Genomic DNA, 24,154 nt, shown 5'->3' with positions numbered 1-24,154 from the left:
TCTAAGGGAGCCTAGTGCTCCCTTTTTAATTGTAAGATCAATTGGCGATACGCCTGCGGATCGACACTATCACGCCATAACACATGCCAATGTTTATCAATGCGAAGCAATAGTGCCCATTCGAGCAATGCAAACACCACGACCCCAATCTTCGCTTGCGAACCCGCCCATTGGATACGCCCGTCAGCATAAACCGTCACCGAGCCATACAGCGGCTTACGCAGCAAGCCATATTGCCTATTCGCTTCAATCAACAGCACAAGCAGAGACAGACTTGGCACTAAAGGAATGGCGCTAACGCTAATAAAACAACAGGCCAATACCATTAAGATGGTATTGGCCTGTAAGTAATAATGACTGAACTGAACGTTGAAATTAACGTTCGTTGTCGAGTTAACGTACTTTGCTGAGGTTGTGGGCAACAATTTTATCAACCATCGAGGCATGGCTTAAGTTTTCACTACGTGCATGGCCCATAATCCAAGTAAACAAATCTGGATCATCACACTCAAGTAGAGAGACAAAATCACGTTGCTCTGTTTCTGTTAATGCGTCAAAACACTCTTCAAAAAACGGCATCACAACAACATCTAGTTCTAGCATGCCACGACGACATGCCCATTTAATACGCGCTTTTTCTTCCGTGGTGTACATTCTACTTCCTCACCTAAATCGGTTATTTGCCCCGAGTGTAGCAAGCTAGACCTGCAACAACTACTATCTCAGTCACACAACCGTCACACTTTTGCTTGTCTGGAGCATTGTCGCAAAATTGCAAAACCTCTCAAATGTGCAATTCCTCGATCGGACGAGTACTGATTTCAACAGTTGCGCAAAGGCAACAACAAGACTTAACATTAGTGATATCAAATTTTGCAGCGCATCTTCAAGGTACTCATCATGGATTGGCTTAACGACTTCCCCCCACATTCTGTCTCAGAAAACGACGACTTACCGGCTTTGATGCTGACCCATCTTAAATCTTGGGGCATCATTTCTCTGATTGGTAACGATGCTAAATCTTACCTGCAAGGACAAGTGACTTGTGATGTGGTACAGCTTCCTACCGACCAATCAACCTTTGGTGCGCATTGCGATGCGAAAGGTAAGGTCTGGGCTGCATTTCGCCTGTTTCACCATAATGAAGGCTACGCTTTGTTTGAGCCAAAATCAGCGGTAGAAAAGCAGTTGGCTGAATTAAAAAAATACGCCATTTTTTCTAAAGTTGAGATCAGCGCAAGTGAAGATGTTTTATTTGGCCTATTTGGTGAGCAAGCGCAAACCACCATTGATAGCCTAACCACTGATCGTGGCGATGTTCGCCAACTCAATACGCTAGCGGGCATCAACGGCAGTGCCGTTAAAGTAGATCAACAACGCTGGCTATTAGTGCTTGAACCACAAGGAGCAGAAACGTTGATTAATCACATCGATGCTCTCAAGGTGGAAGAAAGCCTATGGCGACGTTTTGATATTGAAGCAGCCTTACCGATCGTCGGACAAGCGGAACAAAACGAGCACATCCCACAAGCAATTAACCTACAAGCGCTCAATGGCATTAGCTTCAAAAAAGGCTGCTATACCGGCCAAGAAACGGTGGCTCGAGCAAAATACCGCGGTATCAACAAGCGTGCTATGTATATCGTTAAAGGTTATAGCGAGGCTGAGATCGGAACAGAAACAGCCCTAGAGCGTGCGGTGGGTGATAACTGGCGTAGTGCGGGGCACCTGATGGCACACTACCGCTTTAATGACGGTGAAACTATTGGATTAGTTGTATTACCTAATACTCTTGAAGCAGACACTCAACTGCGTCTTAGCGCACAGCCTCAAGCTCAGTGGAGCCTACAACCACTGCCTTATTCACTCGATGACGAATAATTTCCAACCAACTCCGCTAACGCGCTATTTGGATCAACAGCAGGTGGCCTACCGCCTGCTGATGCATAAAGCCCCCTCGGTAAGTATTGAAGATGCGGCCCAGCAACGCGGTATACGTCCCTCACAAATGGTTAAAGCCATCTTGCTACGTGATATGGCCGATCATTACGCTCTGGCTTGTGTGCCAGGTGATCAATCTGTTGATCCAAAGAAAGTCCGCGCACTATTGCAATGTCGCCGAATGACTTGCGTGGATTTAGGGCGGGTTTATGACATTACCGGCTATCAGATTGGCACGGTAACACCACTACTGCTCAAAACGGCCATGCCGATCATCTTTGATCCATTACTCACGGAAGAACAAGAAGTCACTATTAGCAGTGGATCGAATATGGCTGGAATCGCATTACAATTGCACGATCTTATTAAGCTTTGCCAGCCTCAACTCGCCTCCATCTGCCGATGATCGCCATACAACCGTCATGTAACGACTGGTTTTCTAACATTTAAATTCGACACTGATCGCAAACATTTATGTTGCAGATGTTAATTATTATTCACATAACAAGCATAACTAGTCGAGTGGCGTTTTTTTCTCTATTCTGAAAACACTGGTAGATCGAAGTTGTACACAATCGCGCTAGGTATTCCCTAATACGATTCACTCAGCCTTCTCTGCCAGTAAAAAGTGAATCCATAGCTATTTTGGATACCCACTTTTTGTGTAATGCATCTGTGACTATTTGCCCGCCCCAAGCGGGCTTTTTTTTACCTTAAAATTTACATTCCCTTAGCAAAGCCAACATTTTTTCAGCTATTCTTAATTCTGTCATACACCAATGGTCAAATAGTCACCCGTTGGACAGGATGTCTCAGTTCCAACAACAGAAGATTAGTGAGGTTATCGTCACACGAATTTGGATTTTGGCTGGCAGTTTTGCTCACAACAGCACAATTATCCAAATCGAACTACAACAACTGATTATTCCCCCAACAAAGTCACACATTTTAAAGTGGGGAATCTCTATAATTGCCAGTGCTTGATAAACATAAGGATAATGCTATGAGACTGTTTAAGCGCTATACACCCGGTATGATTGCTAAACACGTTAGTCGGCTGTTTAAAGGAAGAATCTACATCTATGGTGTCGGAAAGTTTGAATTCGACAATGGCAAATTGATCTTGCCAGATAGAGCAGAACAGAAGCATTTTCAAGCAGTAAAAGAAGTCAACAAAGAGATCATGCGTTTACGCTGTGCCTACGCGTAATCTGTTGCTGTGAATAGCGATGAATATAAAAAGGGTTGGCCTAGAGCCAACCCTTTTGCTTTATGACTTAACGCAATATTTATTGCAGCGATGATTGTGGGTATTTCGCCAAATTAGGTAAATCCCCCTTGAGCCCCAAAGCGCGCTTTAGAAGCTCATCTTTTGCACCCGGCAGTTGACCAACTAATTGCATGCCGATACCACGAACTAATTTTTTCGCCGGATTATCACCTGCAAATAGGTCTCGGAAGCCTTGCATCGCAGCGATCATTTTCGCCGCTTCCGCTTTACGCCAGCGCTCATAACTACGCAAATTACGCTTACTGCCGATGTCTTGCCCTTGCTGCCAAAGCTGCAAGACTTCTTGCGCCAAACAAGCCGCATCCAGCAGGCCTAAATTCACCCCCTGACCAGCCAAAGGATGAATGGTATGCGCCGCATCACCAATCAAGGCGACTCGTTCACACACAAAATCTCGCGCATAACGCATTTTCAATGGGAAAGAGAAACGCTCACCAATCACTTCACACATGCCAAGACGAGCATCAAACTCTGCCGTTAGTGCTTTATTAAACGCTTCTTTATCCATCGCGACCAATTGCTCTGCGCGACTAGGATCAGTTGACCATACAATCGAGCTCATCTGGCTACCGCCCATCGGCAAAAATGCCAACGGCCCTTGCGGAGTAAAAATCTGACGAGCGACTTTATCATGCGGCTCTTGTGTCCACACATTTGCCACAATCGCACTATGGCCGTAATCCCAATGCGTCAGCGGGATATCTTGCTGGCGACGAACCCAAGAATTAGCACCATCAGCACCGACGACAAGCTTCGCCGTGAGAGATTGACCATTCGCAAGCGTTAGCCAGGCTTCGCTTTCCCCCATCGCCATTGACTGACATTGCGCAGGCATAAATAGCGTCACGTTGGCCTGCTTCTTCACTTGCTCTAACAAAGCAAGTTGAATCACGCGGTTTTCAACAATATGACCGAGATCGGGCTGGGCAATTTTCTTCGCATCAAATTCTATGCGCGCAAAACTATCTTGCTCCCAAACTTCCATCGCACTGTATGCCGCTGCTCGACGATCAATAATGCCTTGCCATGCGCCAAGGTTACGCAGGATACTTTCACTAGAGCGGCTCAATGCCGATACGCGAACATCAGAAAGTTCTTGCAGTTCGCTATCCGGAATATGACTCTCAATCAGTGCAATTCTCAAATCACTGTCTTTCATTGCCGCGGCGAAAGCGAGGCCGACCATGCCTCCACCAACAATCGCAATATCAACGCTTTGCATCATCTATTTGCATCCTTCTTGGCACTATCGTGCCACCAAACCTAAAGTTCTTTGTAATAGAGGGGTTTTGAGTGACGGAACGTTATCCATCATGGCTAAACCGAGATTACGACCAATACGCAATGATAGGTAATCATTAGAAAAAATATGGACTAATGCGCTCGTCATCGCAATAGTCGTATCACGATCCGCTTGGCGACGACGACTAAAGGCATTCAATACCTGATAACGACCAACATCGGTCAATGATTGCACTACTTCTTCAGCTAAACTCGCCACATCACGAATACCTAGATTAAACCCTTGCCCCGCAATCGGATGAAGCGTCTGTGCAGCATTACCCACGATGGCAAAACGATGCGAGATGTTTTGTGCACGATAGCGCAATAACAACGGGTAACTAGCACGCAGGCCGACTTGCGTCATTTGGCCTAAACGCCAGCCAAAAGCTTGCTGTAATTCAGCAAGAAACGCCGCATCATCCAATTGCAATACACGCTCGGCAACCTCAGGACGCAGACACCATACCAACGACATGCGATCATCGCTCATCGGCAATAATGCGACAGGGCCTTGCTCGGTAAAACGTTCAAAAGCGCGCCCTTGATGCGCTTGCTGACAGCGAATATTGGCAATCAGAGCGACTTGGTCAAAATCATGCTGTTTAAGCTCAAAACCAAGCGCTTGGCAGCAAGACGAAATCGCGCCATCCGCCGCCACCAGCAATCGGCACTCTAGCTGCTCACCGCTTTGTAACGTCACCACATTGTGGCTAGCGGTACGTTCGATTTCATGCACAGAGTCAGGGCAAAGTAGCGAGATAGAGGGACGCTGTTCCAGTTGTGTTTGATAGATACGTCCAACGTCTGCCAGCTCTACCACATAACCAAGGGCCGCCACAGAAATATCGCTATGATCAATATTGGTCATGCCGGCATGGCTGCGATCTGAAACGTGAATGTGTTTTATTGCTGTCGCTACAGGGGCGATCTGCTCCCATAAACCCAAACTTTTTAGAATTTCTACCGTACCAAAAGAGAGGGCGATCGAGCGCGAGTCAAATCCGGGATGCGCTTGATGATCGACCGTAAAAGGCTCAACCACCGCAATGCGAAGTTGGCTTCGCGAGAGAGTATCTAACGCTAAGGCAAGCGTCATACCTGCCATTGCTCCACCGGCAATCACCACATCAAACTGCTTCATCAAACTAACCTAATTAATGAATGGTTGGCGCTGCAGCTGGCTCAGCAGGTTTTTGGCCAAACTCAGCATGAATAGTCAACACACAGACTTTGACGTGCTCTAATACTTGCTCAAGCAGCATTGCTTGCTCTTGTTGATCTTCATCTTCATCGATACCCAGTTTGGAAATTTCTTCCAAATCTGCCAAGGCTTCTTTGACATTGCTTGAGGCTTTTTTCAAATCCACCGCAACAAGACCTAAGCCAGATATAAAATGGTTTACCCACTCAGCAAGACCATCGGCGATATCAAACAAGCTCGCGCTCGCGTCTTCATCTGGCATCAACATAGATAACTCCATATCGCTGCCTGTTAACTCTTGAGTGGTCACATCGAGGGTTTGCTGTGCCAATTTCAATGTTCTGTCAGGCCACCCCATCCCTTCGTTGGTGTAATCAAAAATTAGCGGCTGCCAACTTTTATCCGTTAAGCTTAAACCGCCGCTTAGCATACCGGTTAGCAAACCGTGTATTTCAGCCGGATTAACCGCGAGACCTGCTGATTGCAGCTCAGTGGCGAAGGTTAAGTAATCTGGAAGGGTGATGTCACTCATGGATAGACCTAATTTTACAAAAATAATACTTAATCGTACCACTTTGCTGGTTTTGCGAAAATGAACAAGGCAGCAATAATGAGCGGGATTTACACAATTTGCCCAATTACTGTGTTATTTCCCTTTGTTTTGCCCATGTTGCACGGGAAAGACTTGAATCTTAACTGGGCTTTTTCTATAGTTTCCACCTCGGTGATGGTCTGCATTATCACCTTAATACTAAGTGTAGAGTGGATATGAGTAACCAAGCGGTAGACGTTGAAATTTTAGGGAAGTTAACGCGAGTAAACTGCCCACCCGGTCAGGAAGAAGCTTTGCTTCAAGCTGCCAAACGACTTAGTGATCGTTTGAAAGACATGACCGATAAAACTAAAGTGACCAATGAAGTGCATTTATTGACGATTGCGGCACTCAACTTCTGCTACGAATTAGAGACTCGTGATTCCTCTTCACAAGCGCAAGAGCAGCAGCAAATTCAATTTGCTGAGCGTATGGAAAAGCTCACAGCATCACTTGATGATGCACTAAGTAAAGTACAGCAGGGAAAGCAGTCATCTTAACTTAAAAAATTCTCTGTGCTTGTTGATAGACTAGTAAAGACTAGGTTATCTAACGAGTGTGGAAACCAGTTTACCCTGGAGTGTGCGTTAGTGGGATTAAGTCCCTGAGCCGATAAGCAATCCCAAAGGGTTAGTATTTGAGGGCTATTGAGCAAGCTCGGCTCGTACCGAGAAGCCTACGGTCATCATTGCTGATCCGCCTTGAACCAGCTGGTTCAAGGGTCCAAATCTCCAACGGCACTCTGGGGTATCTCCTTGATACCCCATTATTCGGGTAAATCATCATGCTTTCACGACAGCAGTTTCGGCAACAAATCCGTCAAACCAGACAGCAGCTTAGCGCCTCATTCCAACAACAGGCCAGTTTAAAACTGATCGAGCAATTTTCCCGTCTGCCCGAAATCATGTCAGCACGCCATATCGCCTTATACCTTACCGCCGATGGTGAAGTTGATACTAAGCCACTGATTGATTGGCTGTGGCAACAAGGCAAACACGTCTACCTGCCCGTTATCCATCCTTTTTCCAAAGGTCATCTGCTTTTTCTACACTATCAAAGCGATACGCCAATGGTGCTCAATCAATATCGGATTGCCGAACCCAAACTCAACCAGCTGTTGATCCGCCCTGTCGCTCAACTCGACATTATCTGTACGCCTTTGGTGGGATTTGACTCAACCGGTCATCGCCTTGGAATGGGAGGGGGTTACTATGACCGAACTCTTGCGCCTTGGTTTAAAGATCATCGTGGGCCAAAACCGATTGGCCTTGCCCATGATTGTCAGCATGTTGAGAAACTGCCAATCGAAGCTTGGGATGTGCCACTACCTAAAATAGTGACGCCGAGCAAAATATGGCAATGGGAATGTCACGGCTGACGTTATATAATCCGCCGCGCAAACGATAACGAACTTCCACCTAGGAGATGAGCATGACTCAAGATGAGATGAAAAAAGAAGCCGGTTGGGCTGCGCTTAAGTATGTTGAGAAAGACAGTATTGTTGGCGTCGGTACTGGCTCTACTGTGAATCACTTCATCGATGCTCTGGCGACTATCAAAGATGATATCAAGGGCGCAGTATCAAGCTCTGAAGCCTCAACAGCGAAACTTAAAGAGTTGGGTATTGAAGTATTTGATTGTAATGAAGTTGCTCGTCTTGATGTTTACGTTGATGGCGCTGATGAAATCAACTCATACCGCGACATGATTAAAGGCGGTGGCGCAGCGCTAACTCGTGAAAAAATCGTTGCGGCGATCTCAGACAAGTTCATCTGTATTGTTGACGATACCAAAGCAGTCGACATTCTTGGCCAATTCCCACTGCCTGTTGAAGTGATTCCTATGGCACGCTCATACGTAGCACGCGAACTGGTGAAGCTGGGTGGCGATCCGGCTTATCGTGAAGGTGTCGTGACTGATAACGGTAATGTGATCCTTGATGTACACAACATGCAAATCAGCAATCCTAAAGAGATGGAACGTTCAATCAATGCTATCGCAGGTGTTGTGACTGTCGGTCTATTTGCTGCTCGTGGTGCTGATGTGGTGATCACGGGTACGCCAAACGGCGCAAAAATCGAAGAATAAAAACTAATAGAAACGCCCACTGAATTGAACAAGCTGCGAGCGGACTCCGTATTACGCACAGCCTCAGTCACAACGGCGCGATTCTGTTATTTCATTACAAGCGGCTCTCTTTTGGGCCGCTTTTTGTTTTTTATCGCTTAAAAATTATTCTTTATTCCGTAATTTTCTTACCCAAACTTTATTTTTTTTGTTAAGTTAGTGAGCAGAAGACGCACAAGGAAAACGTTTGCGCTCCAATAAAGAGGTTAGAAAGCTTCTTTTTTAGCCCGCTTTAATGCGATGTGCGCCAGTTTTGCCCCCTTTCCCCACTTTAAGGATGAAGACAATGGCCAAAGTTTCACTGGATAAAGAAAAAATTAAGATACTTCTTTTGGAAGGCTTACACCCATCATCAGTAGAAGTTTTACAAGCAGCGGGTTACACCAATATCGAATATCACAAAGGCTCTTTGTCAGAAGCTGAGTTGATGGAAGCGGTAAAAGATGCCCACTTTATTGGTATTCGTTCTCGTACCAACCTGACCAAACAAGTCATTGATGCTGCTGAAAAATTAGTTGCGGTTGGCTGTTTTTGTATTGGTACTAACCAAGTTGATCTTCACGCCACTGCAGTGCGCGGGATTCCGGTGTTCAATGCCCCATTCTCTAACACGCGTAGTGTTGCCGAGCTGGTACTTGGTCAGATCCTACTATTATTGCGCGGTATCCCAGAAAAGAATGCACTTGCGCATCGTGGTATTTGGAAGAAAAGTGCCGATAACTCTTACGAAGCACGTGGTAAACGCCTAGGTATTATTGGTTACGGCCATATTGGTACTCAGCTCGGCATTATTGCTGAAAATTTGGGTATGCGTGTTTACTACTACGATATTGAAAACAAACTGTCACTGGGTAATGCCACACAAGTGTTCACCATGAGTGAGCTACTGAATAAATGTGATGTTATCTCTCTGCACGTACCAGAAACACCAGAAACCAAAAACATGATGGGTGCTGATGAATTTGCTCGCATGAAGCCAGGCGCAATCTTCATTAATGCCGCTCGCGGTACTGTGGTGGATATTGAGGCACTTTGCCACTCTCTCGAAGCTGGCCACATCTCAGGTGCAGCTGTGGATGTATTCCCAACGGAACCAGCCACCAATGCGGAAGCATTCGAATCACCGCTGCAAAAATACGACAACGTTATCTTGACCCCACACGTTGGTGGCTCAACGCAAGAAGCACAAGAGAACATTGGTGTTGAAGTTGCAGGTAAATTGGCAAAATATTCAGACAACGGTTCAACGCTTTCAAGTGTTAACTTCCCTGAAGTATCGCTACCAGAGCACCGTGATTGCTCACGTCTACTGCATATCCATAAAAACCGTCCAGGCATTTTGACGCAAATTAACACCATCTTCGCTGAAGAAGGGATCAACATTGCTGGGCAGTATCTGCAAACGGCTGCTGAGATCGGCTATGTGGTTATCGATGTCGAAACTGAACGTTCAGAAGAAGCACTGGCGAAACTGAAAACCATCGAAGGGACAATTCGCGCACGTATTCTGCACTAATTGTTAGCATGAGTTCGTAAACGAAACGCGTAACATAAAAAAACCACCGAATTGTCGGTGGTTTTTTGTTATCTATATTGTTTAGGTACGCATGATTAGGCTTTGAGTGCTCGCTCACCACGCGCAATGCCAACCACACCACTTCGCGCCACTTCAATCACTTCTGTCACCTCTGATAACGCTTGGATAAAGGCATCAAGTTTTTCGCTATCACCTGTCAATTGCACTGTATATTGCGATGCCGTGACATCCACGATCTGCCCACGGAAAATATCCGCAGTACGTTTGACTTCAGCACGAGCAAAGCCACTGGCTTTCACCTTAACCAACATCAACTCACGCTCAATATGCTCAAGCTCAGAGACTTCCTGAACTTTCAATACATCAATCAGTTTGTGCAGCTGTTTTTGAATTTGCTCTAGCACCAAATCGTCTGAGATTGTGGTGATATTCAAACGTGACAAGGTTTCATCGTCAGTTGGTGAAACGGTCAATGATTCAATGTTGTAGCCACGCTGTGAAAACAGGCCGACAACTCGTGATAGCGCACCCGGTTGGTTTTCCATCAATAGTGAAATGATATGTCTCATCTTAGGTACGCTCCGTCTTGCTTAACCACATCTTATCCATACCCTCGCCCTTAATCTGCATTGGGTACACGTGCTCTGTTTCGTCAACATTGATATCAACAAACACCAAACGATCTTTCAGTTCAAGTGCCCGTTGTAAACCCGCTTCGAGTTCATCTGGGGTTTCAATGCGAATACCAACATGGCCATAAGCTTCTGCGATCGCCGCAAAATCAGGCACCGAGCTCATGTAAGAATTAGAGTGACGGCCTTGATAAATAATATCTTGCCACTGTTTCACCATGCCTAAGAAACGGTTGTTCAAGTTAATAATCTTCACTGGGATGTCATATTGCATTGCCGTCGACAGCTCTTGGATATTCATCTGAATACTGCCGTCACCCGTCACCACAACAACTTCTTCATCCGGTTTGGCAAATTTAACGCCCATCCCCGCCGGGAGTCCAAAGCCCATCGTGCCTAAACCGCCAGAGTTAATCCAACGGCGTGGCTTATTGAATGGGTAATACAAGGCGGCAAACATTTGGTGCTGGCCAACATCTGATGCGACATAAGCATCACCATTAGTCAGTTTATGCAATGTCTCAATCACTTGTTGTGGCTTAATACGCTCAGGTGATTTGTCATACTTCAAACACTCTTTATTACGCCATGTTTGAATTTCATCCCACCATAGGTTCAATGCTTGTTCATCGTTACTACCACCTTGCTCCACCAGCAGGCTCATCATTGAAGCAAGGACTTTATCGGCAGAGCCTACGATAGGCAGATCCGCTTTGACGTTCTTTGAGATCGACGAAGGATCGATATCAATGTGCATAATTTTGGCATCTGGACAGTACTTTTCTAGGTTATTGGTGGTGCGATCATCAAAGCGCACGCCAACACCAAAGATCAGATCCGCGCCATGCATCGCCATATTGGCCTCATAGGTACCGTGCATACCAAGCATACCGAGCGAGTTTTTATGAGTACCAGGGAATGCCCCGAGCCCCATTAAGGTGCTCACGACTGGCAAGTTCAGTGTTTCAGCCAGCTTCAATAGTGGCTCATCCGCTTCGGAAATCACAGCACCACCACCGACGTACAACACAGGCTTTTTCGCCTCTAATAAGGCTTTAAGTGCTTTTTTTATCTGACCTTTATGGCCTGTGGTGGTTGGTTTATACGAGCGCATCGAGATCGTTGCAGGATACTCGTATGGCAATTTGATTTGTGGATTAAGAATATCTTTAGGTAAGTCGATAACCACAGGACCAGGACGGCCTGTCGTCGCAATGTAGAAGGCTTTTTTAACAGTTTCAGGGATATCTTCGGCTTTCTTTACCAAGAAGCTGTGTTTTACCACTGGACGTGACACACCGACAATATCGCACTCTTGGAACGCATCATTACCAATCAGGTTATTCGGCACATTACCGGAAATGACGATCATGGGAATCGAATCCATATAGGCGGTTGCAATCCCCGTAATGGTGTTCGTTGCGCCAGGGCCTGAACAAACCAACACTACGCCAGGGTTTCCCGTTGCACGTGCGTAGCCATCAGCCATGTGCGTTGCCGCTTGTTCATGGCGAACCAGAACGTGTTTGATTTGTTCGGTTTTCGCATGCAGCGCATCATAGATATCCAATACAGAACCGCCTGGATAACCGAAAATCTGTTCAACTCCTTCTTCGATGAGAGATTGAACAACCATCTCTGCACCGGACAACATTGCTGTCATATCTTTCTCCTTACCTGCACCAATCAATAGGGTTCATTGCTTGGCCGGTTGCACATAGTTAGGGCTTATTTTTAGCCTAATTGAAATACTTCCACTCTTTCTCTATGCCTTGCGCATGTCATAACAACACGCAAGCAATAGCAACAAATGTAACGTTTTCTTTTCAAAGAATCTATTGCGACTTTTCTCTCATTCCTCACACAATTCTATGAATTCCGAGAATGACGATAAAAAGTGGATAAATACCGTCTAAAAATCAGCATCTTTCCACGAAACCGCGATAAATAAAGCTGAATATTTTTTGTGCAAACTTTCTGAGAGTGCCCTGCTAGCTAGTGTAAAAATAAAAAAAATCCCCCATAGCCAAGTGATGACTGTGGGGGATTTTTAATCAACCTAAATATTTAGATTGAGAAAAACTACTTCTTAGACGGTTTATCGTCGTACATTTCTTCGATTTCGTCTTGGTATTTATCGTTAATCACTTTACGACGCAGTTTCTGCGTTGGTGTTAACTCACCATCATCCATCGAGAATGCTTTAGGCAGTAATTTGAATTTCTTCACCTGCTCGAACTTAGCCAGCTCTTTTTGCAAGTCGTTCACACGTGATTCAAGCATCTCAACAATTTGGTGATGCTTAATCAGCTCTACGCGATCGTGGTATTTGATATTGAGCTCTTTAGCATACTCTTCCAAGCTATCAAAACACGGTACGATCAACGCAGAAACGAATTTACGCGTATCCGCAATCACCGCAATTTGTTCAATGAAATGATCTTTACCGATTGCACCTTCAACCACTTGTGGTGCGATGTACTTACCATTCGATGTTTTCATCAGCTCTTTGATACGATCGGTAATAAATAAGTTACCGTTCTCATCAATATGACCTGCATCACCGGTTTTTAGGAAGCCATGTTCATCAAACGTTTGAGCGGTCTCTTCTGGCATTTTGTAGTAGCCACGCATCACCATAGGACCACGCACTAAGATCTCGTTGTTTTCACCGATCTTCACTTGCGCGCCCGGCATCGACATGCCGATCGAAGCAGGATCAAAACACTTATCATCCCAACAAGAAACGGTCGCCGTGGTTTCGGTCATGCCGTAACCCAACTTAACGTTGATGCCAATGGCATGGAAAAAGCGACCAATGGTCTCATCCAATTTCGCGCCGCCACATGGCATAAAGTTGATTCGACCACCCAGCAGAGCACGCAATTTCGACAACACTAACTTGTCAGCAAGCTTGTACGATTTTTTCAGCATCAACGATGGCTTACGACCATCTTGATGGCATACCGCCATTTTCGCACCCATATTAACCGCCCAAGTGAACAACACTTTGCGGATAAATGGCGCTTTAGCGACCTTCTCGTGAATCGCAGAAAAAATCTTCTCGTAGAAGCGCGGCACAGCACTCATCACGGTTGGACGAATTTCGCTTAGTGCATCACGTACTTGCATCGTATCTTGCAGGTAGCAGTTCGTTGCTCCACGGTACAATACATAGAAAGTCCACGCACGTTCAAACACGTGAGACAGCGGCAAGAAGCACAGTGACACATCTTGATCAGTCAAACTTAAGCGCTGATCGTGACCTTGTAGCTGCGCACCAATGTTGGCGTAATCCAGCATTACGCCTTTTGGCTGGCCAGTTGTACCAGAGGTATAGATTAGTGTTAATAGATCGTCGAGGTTTGCATCATCAAGGCGTTGTTGTAGTTCTGCTTGATGTGCTTCATCGCCACGAGCGATAAAATCTTGCCAGCTGCTCGCAAACGAATGACCTTGTAGATCAATGTCGTCCGACATCGCTACGATCAATTCAAGTTGCTCACACTGTTCAAAGATAGAGACAGCCATATCAAATTGAGGCTGCTCACCAACAAACAACACTTTTACGTCTGCATTTTGCAGAATATACGCTGATTGTGCAGCGGTGCTTGTTGGGTAAATAGGCACAATCACACCACGCGTTTGTAACGTAGCGATATCCGCAACGGTCCATTGCGGCATGTTGTTTGAGAAGATCCCTATCTTATCTTGTACTCGTAATCCTTGAGCCAATAACGCCAGTGAAATTGCATCCACTTGCTGACCAAATTGCTGCCAGCTAATACCTTGCCATAAGCCATCTACTTTGTGCTTAAGCGCAGTGCGTTCGCCGCCTTGTGCAATTTGTTCACGAATTCTTTTAACGATATGAAAATCTAAATTGGCCATCTTTTCTACCTTTAGGCTTACACCTGTAAGCCTTTTGCGCGCACAGTGTACATTTCAAGCTAAAAAAGGCAACTGACACGCATCAAACTTATAAGAAAAAGCCTCGGAGACTTTCGCCATCCGAGGCTTTAAATAGAACTATTTCAACCAATTATATTTATACAAATATCATAATAGTTATATTTAAATGATATTTATCATAAGCTTATGAATTATTTTCAGTTGCAACAACTTCTCCACACACTTGCATAAGCTGATCTCGTAACCAAATATGTCCTTTATCTTTTTCACTCGATTCATGCCAGCTAAGATAGCCATTAATCACTGTATTCTCAAAGGGTGAGACAATGATTTGTAACTGTTGTTGATTGGCCGCGTTCTCAACCATCCAGCGTGGTGCTATCGTCACAAGCTCTGACTGGCCAACAACATAGAGCACATTGCTCAAACTGGTACCTTCGTAGTAAGCGCAAACATCCAACTCTCTATACGCCTGCTCAGAAAAACTGCGCTGACCATGTACACGAGACAATTTCGCATGGCGCTCTGAACGCAATCCATCCACACTGATTGAACCTTGAATGCGTGGATGCGCTTTCGATGCAACGATCACTAACTCATCTTGGAAAATTTCAGTACTCGAGAAGCCCTGCTCGTCAAAGCGAGCATAGTCGATGACAAAATCAATTTCTTGGTAGCGCATACGCTCAGCCAGTTGACGATCAAACTCAGCATCAAGATGCAATTGTACGTATGGCGCACGCTGATGAATCGTATCCATCACTTTGGGTGCAAAACGCATATCACACGGACTACACATCGCTAACTTAAACAGACGAGTTGAGCTCTCTGGAGAAAATACTGAGCTTGGCAGCTCATTGCGGATCAATTGCAGAGCCTGACGAACCGGACCAAACAACTGACGAGCACGTTGAGTTGGTTGAATACCCCGCCCTTGACGCATGAACAGCTCATCATTAAACATCACTTTTAAACGCGCAACCGCATTACTCACTGCAGGTTGAGACATACTTAAATTGTGTGCGGCACGTGTAATATTTTGCTCTTGCATCACGGCATCGAACACCGTGAGTAAGTTCAGGTCAACACCACGTAGTGTGCTTTCCATTCGGTAGCTGGCAATTGCGCTCATTGGTTCTTTAGCTTCAGTCATCGGTCTCTTCTCTAAAAATGGAATCATGGGGCAAAACACAATCTCGCTGTGCTATACCGATTTAATCGCGGCTTTTTATAGGCTGCTTATTTATTTGCGATTTAGATGAGTAGTAACGAAAAGAGACTATCGACTAATCAATCAATCGAGCGCAACTGGATTGATAATTAATCAGTATTTTTTAGCCATTAACAATTAAAGTCATTAAAAAAACAGGCGGATAACGACATCATAAAAAAAGCTAAATTGGTTTTTTTTAGCTGATTGATAAACAATTCACTCTAGCTATGAATCATTAACATCATTAATTGACCGGATAAATAAGCAGCAGAAGATGTTTTGTTATCTGTGAATAAAAACAATCACTTCATACACTGAGCAACAAACAACCACGCATACTTTCAATTACACTACTCATTAAAAGCATAATTAGGGAAGTCAACTTGGCTCCATAGCTGACTGGTAAGCTGCTCGGTATCATCCCAATTACCTTCTAGAAGCCACTTCACGATCGCGCTGGCTACATCCGGATAGACTACCCTCTCACCCGCTTCCTCATCGAGCCAATTGCGCACAATCGCGGCATCCAACATTTCCATGCTACTCGCCAAACCTAAGCTCTCCAGCGTGGCGACATTGGAGAGTTGCTCAAACTGCCCAGCAAGTGGTTTCAACAATAACTTTTTGCCAAGAGCAAGGGCCTCGGAGGGCAGTTCAAAACCACCGTTAGCGATAATGCCCGCGCAGCGTTGCAAATAATAATGAAACTCAGACAAACTCAACGGGAAGAATTGAATATTGTCGATCTGGCTTACGCTGATGATCTGCGGATGGAAGCAGACGAAAGTTTGGCTGGTAAAACGCAACAATAAGTCGGTGATATCGTCCAAACTCTCGAAAGGAAGATAAACCAAAACATAGTCTTGATTGTCCACCTTCTCTTTTGTCATATGGACAATTGGCGGCAAAATTGGTTGATTAAAATGATGCCAATGCAAACCAAGGTAGTGCGAACTGGGTGCAAAATAGCGAATCACTTGTTTATCTAACCAATCCGCACCTTTGAGCGGCACTGAGTAACGAAAAGCATTTTGATGACTAATACTGATCAACGGGACATTCTGCTTTTTCGCCGCCCATGCAGTGACCGGTTCAAAGTCGTTTAGCACCAAATCATAGCCCGACAGATCTAACTCCGCGACGTCACGCGCAAACTCAGTAAGGCTATTCTTAAACAAGGTTTTACGATAATTAACCTGCCCTTTCTCACAAATAAAAGTAAGGCCGCGACGAGTTTGATAATCACCAAAACACTCCATCGAAAAGTATTTATCAACTTCTCGACCCGAAAACAAAAAATCAACCTCAACCTGATGCGCCTTTAAGGCATGACACATCGCTCTCGAACGTGCGATATGGCCATTACCGGTACCTTGTACCCCATAGAGAATTTTCATCGCCTTATCCTCCAAACCACTGCAAGGCAAACGTAGCGCAGGCAATACCAAGACAAGCGCCCAGCAACACATCGGTAAGAAAATGCACACCAAGCAGTATGCGCGACAATGCAATAGCAGCCGCCCATATAAGAGCAAGCAAGGCATAATCCAAATAGTAATGCGCTAGCACAGTGGCAATAAGAAAGGCGGCCGCCGTATGCCCTGAAGGTAGACTGTAGCGGTCAGATGGAGTAATAAAGGAGGGAATGAGCGGGCTAAACTCCGCAGGGCGACGCCGCTTAAAGAGGTTTTTAGCCATCCAGTAAATCGGTAACTCCACAGCAAATGCCAGCAAACCAGCGGCTAGAAACTGTTTTCCATTTTCACCATCTAAATGCCAAGCTAGGCAACCAAGCAGCACATACAAATGGCCATCCCCCGAATGAGAAACAACTCGGCTGATTTTAGATAACGGTAAGCAGAATCTATGTTGTAAGCAAAATAACGAAAACGCGAGGTCAAACTTAGCAATTGGGGCAATAGTACGCATGGCACTCTCCAGTAATTCGCACAGTGTGGTAGTGTGCTTATATTCAAATTAGAGGGCCGATATGACAGTGAGTTGACGTTTTTTTGTTGAGTTAGTGACAGCATGATCGTGTGACTTTTAGGAGCAATAAACGATCTTTCATGGTTCAAATAGAGTGATACGTTTTCAAACTTGCAAAAAAACTTATCGAGTGAAAATCGTTTCTTATGGCTAAAATTCCTTCCAATTGAATAAAAAAACAACTTTATGGTTGACGTTCCGAGCTGAGTACGGTACTAATCTATTAACTTATTTATGTGGTTTCATTAACTCTCTTAGGAAGTAGTTAACAATGACAAGAACATTTTCTCGCCAACTGAACCTCCTCCTGATCGTGAATCAATCGCGCGGGTAGGCTGTGGAAGAGAAATAACCACACAGATTTACAACAAACCCGCACCGAGATGCGGGTTTTTTTATGATCAAATACTGGAAGTAATCGTTTAAATCCCCTCTCTAAGCGGATAAACGGATCAAAAAGGAAGCACTTATGAACGATCAAGTCATTATTTTCGACACCACCTTGCGTGATGGCGAACAAGCGTTGTCAGCCAGTTTGACAGTAAAAGAAAAACTGCAAATTGCGTATGCACTTGAACGTCTCGGAGTGGATGTGATTGAAGCGGGTTTCCCGGTTTCTTCTCCAGGCGATTTTGAATCGGTGCAAACCATTGCTCGTCACATTAAAAACAGTCGCATCTGCGCTCTTTCTCGCGCAGTACCACAAGATATCGATGCCGCAGCCGAAGCGCTAAAAGTAGCAGAAGCATTTCGTATCCATACCTTCATTTCAACCTCAACGGTGCACGTGCAAGATAAGTTGCGCCGCAGCTATGACGATGTCGTCGAAATGGGTGTAAGAGCAGTAAAACACGCACGCCAATATACCGATGATGTTGAGTTTTCTTGTGAAGATGCAGGCCGAACGCCGATTGATAACCTTTGCCGCATGGTCGAAGCCGCGATTAACGCTGGCGCGACGACAGTAAATATTCCCGATACCGTTGGCTACACAGTACCAAATGAATTTGGTGGCATTATCGAAACGCTGTTTAACCGTGTTCCTAACATCGATAAAGCGATCATTTCCGTTCACTGCCACGATGATTTGGGCATGTCAGTGGCGAACTCCATTGCCGCCGTCCAATCGGGAGCACGCCAGATTGAAGGAACCATCAACGGCATCGGCGAACGTGCGGGGAACTGTGCGCTAGAAGAGATCGCGATGATAATCAAGACTCGCCAAGAGCTGCTTGGCGTTCATACCGGTCTAAAGCATGAAGAAATTCATCGCACCAGTAAGCTTGTTAGCCAGTTGTGTAACATGCCAATCCAAAGCAACAAAGCAATTGTCGGAGCGAATGCCTTTAGCCACTCTTCCGGTATTCACCAAGATGGCATGCTAAAGAATAAAAACACCTACGAAATCATGACTCCTGAATCGATTGGGTTGAAAAATCAATCACTCAATCTAACCAGTCGTAGCGGTCGTGCCGCGGTTAAGAGCCATATGGACTCAATGGGTTATAAAGAAGAAGAGTACAACTTGAACGCCTTGTATGACGCCTTCTTGAAACTTGCTGACCGCAAAGGCCAAGTGTTCGATTACGACCTAGAAGCGTTGATGCACTTCTCTAACTTGCGTGATGAAGATGACTTCTACAAATTGAATTACCTTAGTGTGCAATCAGGCAGCGTAATGGCGACGACCAGTATTCAATTGCAGTGCGGCGATGAAGAAAAGTGTGAAGCGGCTGTCGGCAATGGACCGGTAGATGCACTTTATCAGTGTATTTATCGTGTAACCGGGTACGATATTGTATTGGATAAATTCGATCTTACCGCCAAAGGCGAAGGTGAAGATGGTTTAGGTCAGGCCGATATCATTGCCAACTATAAAGGGCGTAAATATCACGGAACGGGAATTTCCACTGATATTGTCGAAGCGTCAGGACAAGCACTACTGCACGTAATCAATAGCATTCATCGCGCCGATAAAATTGCTGAGATTAAGCAGAAGAAAATCGCCACCGTATAGGATAACCATCAAACGCGATCTTCGCGTTTGATAAATGAATACAGCAAAACAACGCTAAGCCCATCAATGCAGTCGTGTGTTCTCGATGGGCACAAAAATTAAAGGACTAACATGACAGACAAAACCTACAAGATCGCAGTTTTAGCCGGTGATGGCATTGGCCCAGAAGTAATGGCTCAAGCGAACAAAGTATTGGACGCCATAGAAACCAAACGTGGTATTGCTTTCCAACGTGAAGCACACGATGTCGGTGGTATCGCGATCGATAACCACGGTACTCCGCTGCCTCAATCGACCATCACAGCTTGTGAACAATCCGACGCGGTTCTATTTGGCTCGGTTGGCGGGCCAAAATGGGAACATCTGCCACCGAATGACCAGCCAGAGCGTGGCGCTCTACTGCCGTTGCGTAAACACTTCCAGCTATTTTGTAATCTTCGACCAGCACAGATTCATGCCGGCTTAGAAGCGTTCTCACCGCTACGCGCGGATATCTCTGAACGTGGTTTTGATATTGTCGTTGTGCGTGAACTTACTGGTGGCATCTACTTCGGCCAACCAAAAGGTCGTGAAGGTGAAGGTCCAAATGAGAAAGCCTTCGATACTGAGATTTACCACCGTTTTGAGATCGAGCGCATTGCAAAGATTGCCTTTGAATCCGCTCGCCTGCGCGATAAAAAAGTATGCTCGGTCGATAAAGCAAATGTACTGCAAAGTTCGATTCTATGGCGTGAAGTCGTTGAAGAGATTGCTAAAGATTACCCTGATGTTGAGCTTTCACACATCTACATCGACAACGCAACCATGCAGCTAATCAAAGATCCGTCTCAGTTTGATGTCATGTTGTGCTCCAATATTTTTGGCGACATTATTTCTGATGAGTGTGCCATGATCACCGGTTCAATGGGCATGCTACCTTCTGCCAGCCTTAACGAGAGTAAGTTTGGTCTGTATGAACCAGCTGGAGGCAGCGCTCCAGATATTGCAGGAAAAAATATCGCCAACCCAGTCGCTCAAATCCTGTCAGCGGCATTAATGTTGCGCTACAGCCTGGGCGAAGAAGAAGCCGCGTTAGATATTGAAAATGCCGTTTCTAAAGCGCTTTCTGCCGGTGAACTGACTGGCGATCTTGCCGGTGACAAACCAGCACTCTCAACATCTGAGATGGGCGATAAGATCGCTGAGTACATTTTGAACTCTTAACAATATTGAATTTATAACAATTAGAGACAGTCGTCTCACAACAGTCGCCGTTGCGCCAAAGAGTCGGAGTGATTTCTGAAACCTTGGTGCGACGCAACAGGCGAGTAACGCCTATGTCATCACTGTTGAAATAGCGAAAGACGACGAGGAAAGGAAGCAATGGGCAAAACACTGTATGAAAAGGTCTACGACGCACACGTAGCCGTCGCCGCTGAAGGTGAAACACCGATTTTGTATATCGATCGCCATTTAGTGCATGAAGTGACCTCTCCACAAGCTTTTGATGGCTTACGAGAAAAAGGTCGCAAAGTTCGCCAAGTGAATAAAACCTTCGCCACAATGGATCATAACGTTTCCACCACGACGAAAGACATCAATGCTTCGGGTGAAATGGCTCGTATCCAAATGGAAACGTTATCAAAAAACTGTGAAGAGTTTGGCGTTACCTTATATGACATCAACCATAAATATCAGGGTATCGTACACGTTATGGGCCCTGAACTAGGAATTACCTTACCGGGCATGACCATTGTTTGTGGTGATTCACACACCGCAACTCATGGCGCTTTTGGTTCCCTGGCCTTTGGTATAGGCACTTCGGAAGTCGAGCACGTTTTAGCCACACAAACGCTAAAGCAAGCCCGTGCCAAAACGATGAAGATCGAAGTGAAAGGCAAGGTTGCTGAGGGCATTACCGCCAAAGATATTGTACTGGCAATCATTGGTAAAACGACTGCCGCTGGCGGTACTGGCTATGTGGTTGAATTCTGTGGAGAGGCGATTACCGATCTTTCAATGGAAGGCCGCATGACGGTATGTAATATGGCGATTGAACTGGGTGCTAAAGCAGGCCTTATCGCGCCTGATTCAACAACGTTCGATTACATTAAGGATCGTAAGTTTTCACCAAAAGGTGACGACTTCAACGCCGCCGTTGAATATTGGTCGACGCTAAAATCTGATGATGACGCGCAATTTGATGCGGTTGTGACGCTTAATGCCGCAGACATCAAACCACAAGTGACTTGGGGGACTAACCCAGGCCAAGTTATAGCGGTTGATGCTCCAATCCCATCACCAGCCAGCTTTGCCGATCCCGTCGAAAAGGCTTCAGCAGAAAAAGCACTGGCATACATGGGACTAGAAGCAGGTAAAACACTATCAGATTACACCGTGGACAAAGTATTTGTCGGCTCTTGTACTAACTCTCGCATTGAAGACATGCGCGCTGCAGCTGAAATCGCCAAAGGCCGTAAAGTCGCTTCCCACGTGCAAGCACTGATCGTTCCAGGTTCTGAGCAAGTGAAAGCGCAAGCAGAAGCTGAAGGATTAGATACGATTTTCAAAAATGCCGGTTTCGAATGGCGCTTACCTGGTTGCTCAATGTGCCTAGCGATGAACAATGACCGTTTAGGGCCACATGAGCGCTGTGCATCAACCTCAAACCGTAACTTTGAAGGTCGCCAAGGTCGTGATGGTCGAACCCATCTAGTCAGCCCTGCGATGGCTGCAGCTGCTGCGATAGCGGGCCGCTTTGTTGATATTCGTGAATTGGATTAAGGAGTAACAAGATGTCGGGTTTTAAACAACATACAGGCTTGGTTGTTCCTCTTGATGCTGCCAATGTCGATACAGATGCGATTATCCCAAAACAGTTTCTACAAAAAGTCTCTCGTTTAGGTTTTGGCAAACACCTATTCCATGACTGGCGTTTTCTTGATGATGCCGGTCAACAAACGAATCCTGAGTTTGTGATGAACGCCCATCGCTATCAAGGTGCTTCAATCCTACTTGCACGAGAAAATTTTGGTTGTGGTTCATCCCGCGAGCACGCCCCTTGGGCACTGGCTGATTACGGCATTAAAGCGATGATCGCTCCGAGTTTTGCTGATATTTTTTATGGCAACTCCATCAACAACCAAATGGTTCCAGTGCGCTTAACAGAGCAGGAAGTGGATGAGATTTTCCAATTCGTTGAAGCTAATGAGGGAGCACAGATAGAGGTCGATCTAGAAGCAATGCGTGTTCGTGCTAACGGCAAAGAGTACGCTTTTGAGATCGACTCATTCCGTCGCCATTGCTTGCTCAACGGCTTAGACAATATTGGTCTAACCTTGCAACATGAAGCGAAAATCACCGAATACGAAAGTAAAATACCTCGCTTTCTCGCTTAACAGATAATACAAAGGTTGGCTTAATCGCCAACCTTTTTTATTCCCGTTGAATGAGGACTTCATTCGTGGATTGGGAAAGTTTTATTTAGCTGACACGGTCTTATCATTAAGTTCTATCCGCTTGAGTCTAAACATGAAAACAAGATTTGTTTTATACGCCACCTTAGCGAGTCTACCTTTTGCCACTTTTTCTACGGTAGCAGCACCAAAATCTGATCTTTGGGCCTATTGGCAGCAAAGCAATGAAACCAATCAAGCCACAATTAATCATCAAACTTGGCAAGATATACTCGAACAATATGTCGTGGTTTCTGGGCAGAATCATCTATTCGCCTATCAAGCTGTGACGCCTATCGATAAGCAGAGACTGGATAGCTACATCGAACAGTTGAGCCAACTTGATCCAAAAGAGTATTCACAAGCGGTCCAATACGCTTATTGGGTTAACCTTTACAACGCCGTCACCGTTGATCTTATTCTCGATGCTTATCCGGTTAAATCAATTACCAAATTGGGCGGATTTTTCAGCTTCGGCCCTTGGGATGAAGAGGTTGTGACGATCGAGGGCAAAGCCCTAACGCTGAATGATATTGAACATCGGATACTGCGCCCAATTTGGAATGATCCTCGAACTCATTACGCGGTTAACTGTGCCAGCCTTGGCTGTCCCAATTTACAAACTCAAGCCTTCACCGCGCAAAACACAGACCAATTATTAGAGCAGGCAGCAAAAGCTTTTATTAACAGCCCTAAAGGCGTAGAACTCAACGAGAAAGGCTTAAAGCTCTCTTCCATTTATGATTGGTTTGCCAGTGATTTTGCCGTTGATGGCGGCGTAATAAACCATATTAAGCGCTATCGCCCAAACCTGAGCGCTACTTTAGATAACGTCCAGTATGATTATGATTGGACGCTGAACCAACAGTAAACACTGTTGGCTTACCGAACATAGATAATAAAACGCCCCGAGCAGATAGCCTGCTCAGGGCGATTGTTTTTTTGCTGATACGAAAAAGCCCCGACCAAATGGTCAGGGCTTTC

Annotated in this window: 23 protein-coding genes and 1 other RNA gene; 13 read left to right on the top strand and 11 right to left on the bottom strand. The window is 45.4% G+C overall.

Features of this window, described 5'->3' with window-relative positions; all coding sequences use genetic code 11:
- Positions 1-11: 11 nt before the first annotated feature.
- Positions 12-425: a protein YgfX gene (locus RH88_RS01760; protein WP_231893139.1), complete on the bottom strand. Its 414-nt coding sequence runs from the start codon at positions 423-425 to the stop codon at positions 12-14.
- Positions 394-654, bottom strand: coding sequence for an FAD assembly factor SdhE (locus RH88_RS01755; protein ID WP_005593045.1), 261 nt, complete (start codon positions 652-654; stop codon positions 394-396). Before RH88_RS01755 ends, RH88_RS01760 begins: the two co-directional genes overlap by 32 nt.
- 246 nt (positions 655-900) lie before the next feature.
- Between RH88_RS01755 and ygfZ the strand changes: the two genes are divergently transcribed.
- The 3 genes from ygfZ (at position 901) to RH88_RS01740 (ending at position 3,151) form a co-directional block, all read left to right on the top strand.
- The gene (gene ygfZ, locus RH88_RS01750; protein WP_005593044.1) at positions 901-1,881 is read left to right on the top strand and encodes a tRNA-modifying protein YgfZ; all 981 of its coding nucleotides are present in this window, start codon (positions 901-903) and stop codon (positions 1,879-1,881) included.
- Complete coding sequence (locus tag RH88_RS01745) at positions 1,871-2,347, top strand: aminoacyl-tRNA deacylase (protein ID WP_005593043.1); 477 nt, start codon at positions 1,871-1,873, stop codon at positions 2,345-2,347. Before ygfZ ends, RH88_RS01745 begins: the two co-directional genes overlap by 11 nt.
- Positions 2,348-2,944: 597 nt before the next feature.
- A complete protein-coding gene (locus tag RH88_RS01740) occupies positions 2,945-3,151 on the top strand; it encodes a DUF1107 domain-containing protein (RefSeq protein WP_005593042.1) in 207 nt (68 codons plus the stop codon).
- A gap of 79 nt (positions 3,152-3,230) precedes the next feature.
- Here the strand turns inward: RH88_RS01740 and RH88_RS01735 are convergent, their stop codons facing one another.
- Genes RH88_RS01735 through RH88_RS01725 form a run of 3 tightly spaced genes read right to left on the bottom strand, consistent with a single transcriptional unit; the run spans position 3,231 to position 6,249 of the window.
- On the bottom strand, positions 3,231-4,457 hold the full coding sequence (locus RH88_RS01735; RefSeq protein WP_005593040.1) for an FAD-dependent 2-octaprenylphenol hydroxylase: 1,227 nt from the start codon (positions 4,455-4,457) through the stop codon (positions 3,231-3,233).
- A 21-nt stretch (positions 4,458-4,478) separates the two neighbouring features.
- Positions 4,479-5,657: a 2-octaprenyl-6-methoxyphenyl hydroxylase gene (gene ubiH / locus RH88_RS01730; protein ID WP_005593038.1), complete on the bottom strand. Its 1,179-nt coding sequence runs from the start codon at positions 5,655-5,657 to the stop codon at positions 4,479-4,481.
- Between the two features lie 13 nt (positions 5,658-5,670).
- Entirely contained in the window at positions 5,671-6,249 is a 579-nt protein-coding gene (locus RH88_RS01725) for a YecA/YgfB family protein (RefSeq protein ID WP_005593037.1), read from the bottom strand.
- Between the two features lie 236 nt (positions 6,250-6,485).
- Between RH88_RS01725 and zapA the strand changes: the two genes are divergently transcribed.
- The 5 genes from zapA (at position 6,486) to serA (ending at position 9,952) form a co-directional block, all read left to right on the top strand.
- Complete coding sequence (gene zapA / locus RH88_RS01720; RefSeq protein WP_005593035.1) at positions 6,486-6,809, top strand: cell division protein ZapA; 324 nt, start codon at positions 6,486-6,488, stop codon at positions 6,807-6,809.
- Between the two features lie 69 nt (positions 6,810-6,878).
- Positions 6,879-7,062, top strand: a non-coding RNA gene (ssrS, locus tag RH88_RS22830) — 6S RNA.
- Between the two features lie 31 nt (positions 7,063-7,093).
- Positions 7,094-7,687, top strand: coding sequence for a 5-formyltetrahydrofolate cyclo-ligase (locus RH88_RS01715; RefSeq protein WP_005593034.1), 594 nt, complete (start codon positions 7,094-7,096; stop codon positions 7,685-7,687).
- A 53-nt stretch (positions 7,688-7,740) separates the two neighbouring features.
- Positions 7,741-8,397 (top strand): ribose-5-phosphate isomerase RpiA, encoded by a 657-nt coding sequence (rpiA, locus tag RH88_RS01710; protein ID WP_005593032.1) that lies wholly within the window; start codon positions 7,741-7,743, stop codon positions 8,395-8,397.
- A gap of 325 nt (positions 8,398-8,722) precedes the next feature.
- Positions 8,723-9,952: a phosphoglycerate dehydrogenase gene (gene serA / locus RH88_RS01705; protein WP_005593031.1), complete on the top strand. Its 1,230-nt coding sequence runs from the start codon at positions 8,723-8,725 to the stop codon at positions 9,950-9,952.
- Between the two features lie 95 nt (positions 9,953-10,047).
- Here serA and ilvN read toward each other — a convergent pair whose 3' ends face one another.
- From ilvN to RH88_RS01675, 6 genes are all read right to left on the bottom strand, one after another.
- Positions 10,048-10,542, bottom strand: coding sequence for an acetolactate synthase small subunit (gene ilvN / locus RH88_RS01700; protein WP_005593030.1), 495 nt, complete (start codon positions 10,540-10,542; stop codon positions 10,048-10,050).
- A 1-nt stretch (position 10,543) separates the two neighbouring features.
- Positions 10,544-12,268, bottom strand: coding sequence for an acetolactate synthase 3 large subunit (locus RH88_RS01695; RefSeq protein WP_005593029.1), 1,725 nt, complete (start codon positions 12,266-12,268; stop codon positions 10,544-10,546).
- A 419-nt stretch (positions 12,269-12,687) separates the two neighbouring features.
- Positions 12,688-14,496 (bottom strand): AMP-dependent synthetase/ligase, encoded by a 1,809-nt coding sequence (locus RH88_RS01690; RefSeq protein WP_005593028.1) that lies wholly within the window; start codon positions 14,494-14,496, stop codon positions 12,688-12,690.
- A gap of 205 nt (positions 14,497-14,701) precedes the next feature.
- Complete coding sequence (leuO, locus tag RH88_RS01685) at positions 14,702-15,670, bottom strand: transcriptional regulator LeuO (protein ID WP_005593027.1); 969 nt, start codon at positions 15,668-15,670, stop codon at positions 14,702-14,704.
- Positions 15,671-16,080: 410 nt separating this feature from the next.
- The gene (locus RH88_RS01680) at positions 16,081-17,127 is read right to left on the bottom strand and encodes an MJ1255/VC2487 family glycosyltransferase (RefSeq protein WP_005593026.1); all 1,047 of its coding nucleotides are present in this window, start codon (positions 17,125-17,127) and stop codon (positions 16,081-16,083) included.
- A gap of 4 nt (positions 17,128-17,131) precedes the next feature.
- On the bottom strand, positions 17,132-17,659 hold the full coding sequence (locus RH88_RS01675) for a phosphatase PAP2 family protein (protein WP_005593023.1): 528 nt from the start codon (positions 17,657-17,659) through the stop codon (positions 17,132-17,134).
- Positions 17,660-18,188: 529 nt separating this feature from the next.
- Between RH88_RS01675 and leuA the strand changes: the two genes are divergently transcribed.
- From leuA to RH88_RS01650, 5 genes are all read left to right on the top strand, one after another.
- Positions 18,189-19,736 (top strand): 2-isopropylmalate synthase, encoded by a 1,548-nt coding sequence (gene leuA / locus RH88_RS01670; RefSeq protein WP_005593022.1) that lies wholly within the window; start codon positions 18,189-18,191, stop codon positions 19,734-19,736.
- Positions 19,737-19,847: 111 nt separating this feature from the next.
- Positions 19,848-20,939: a 3-isopropylmalate dehydrogenase gene (gene leuB, locus RH88_RS01665; RefSeq protein ID WP_005593021.1), complete on the top strand. Its 1,092-nt coding sequence runs from the start codon at positions 19,848-19,850 to the stop codon at positions 20,937-20,939.
- A 159-nt stretch (positions 20,940-21,098) separates the two neighbouring features.
- Positions 21,099-22,499: a 3-isopropylmalate dehydratase large subunit gene (leuC, locus tag RH88_RS01660; protein ID WP_005593019.1), complete on the top strand. Its 1,401-nt coding sequence runs from the start codon at positions 21,099-21,101 to the stop codon at positions 22,497-22,499.
- Between the two features lie 11 nt (positions 22,500-22,510).
- The gene (leuD, locus tag RH88_RS01655) at positions 22,511-23,113 is read left to right on the top strand and encodes a 3-isopropylmalate dehydratase small subunit (RefSeq protein ID WP_005593018.1); all 603 of its coding nucleotides are present in this window, start codon (positions 22,511-22,513) and stop codon (positions 23,111-23,113) included.
- Between the two features lie 133 nt (positions 23,114-23,246).
- Positions 23,247-24,041 (top strand): DUF547 domain-containing protein, encoded by a 795-nt coding sequence (locus RH88_RS01650; protein ID WP_005593017.1) that lies wholly within the window; start codon positions 23,247-23,249, stop codon positions 24,039-24,041.
- Positions 24,042-24,154 lie beyond the last annotated feature (113 nt).

This window comes from Vibrio scophthalmi LMG 19158, assembly GCF_000222585.1.
GTDB lineage: Bacteria > Pseudomonadota > Gammaproteobacteria > Enterobacterales > Vibrionaceae > Vibrio > Vibrio scophthalmi.
The sequence above is the reverse complement of the archived record's forward strand: the minus strand, read 5'-3'. Positions and strand labels throughout refer to the sequence as shown.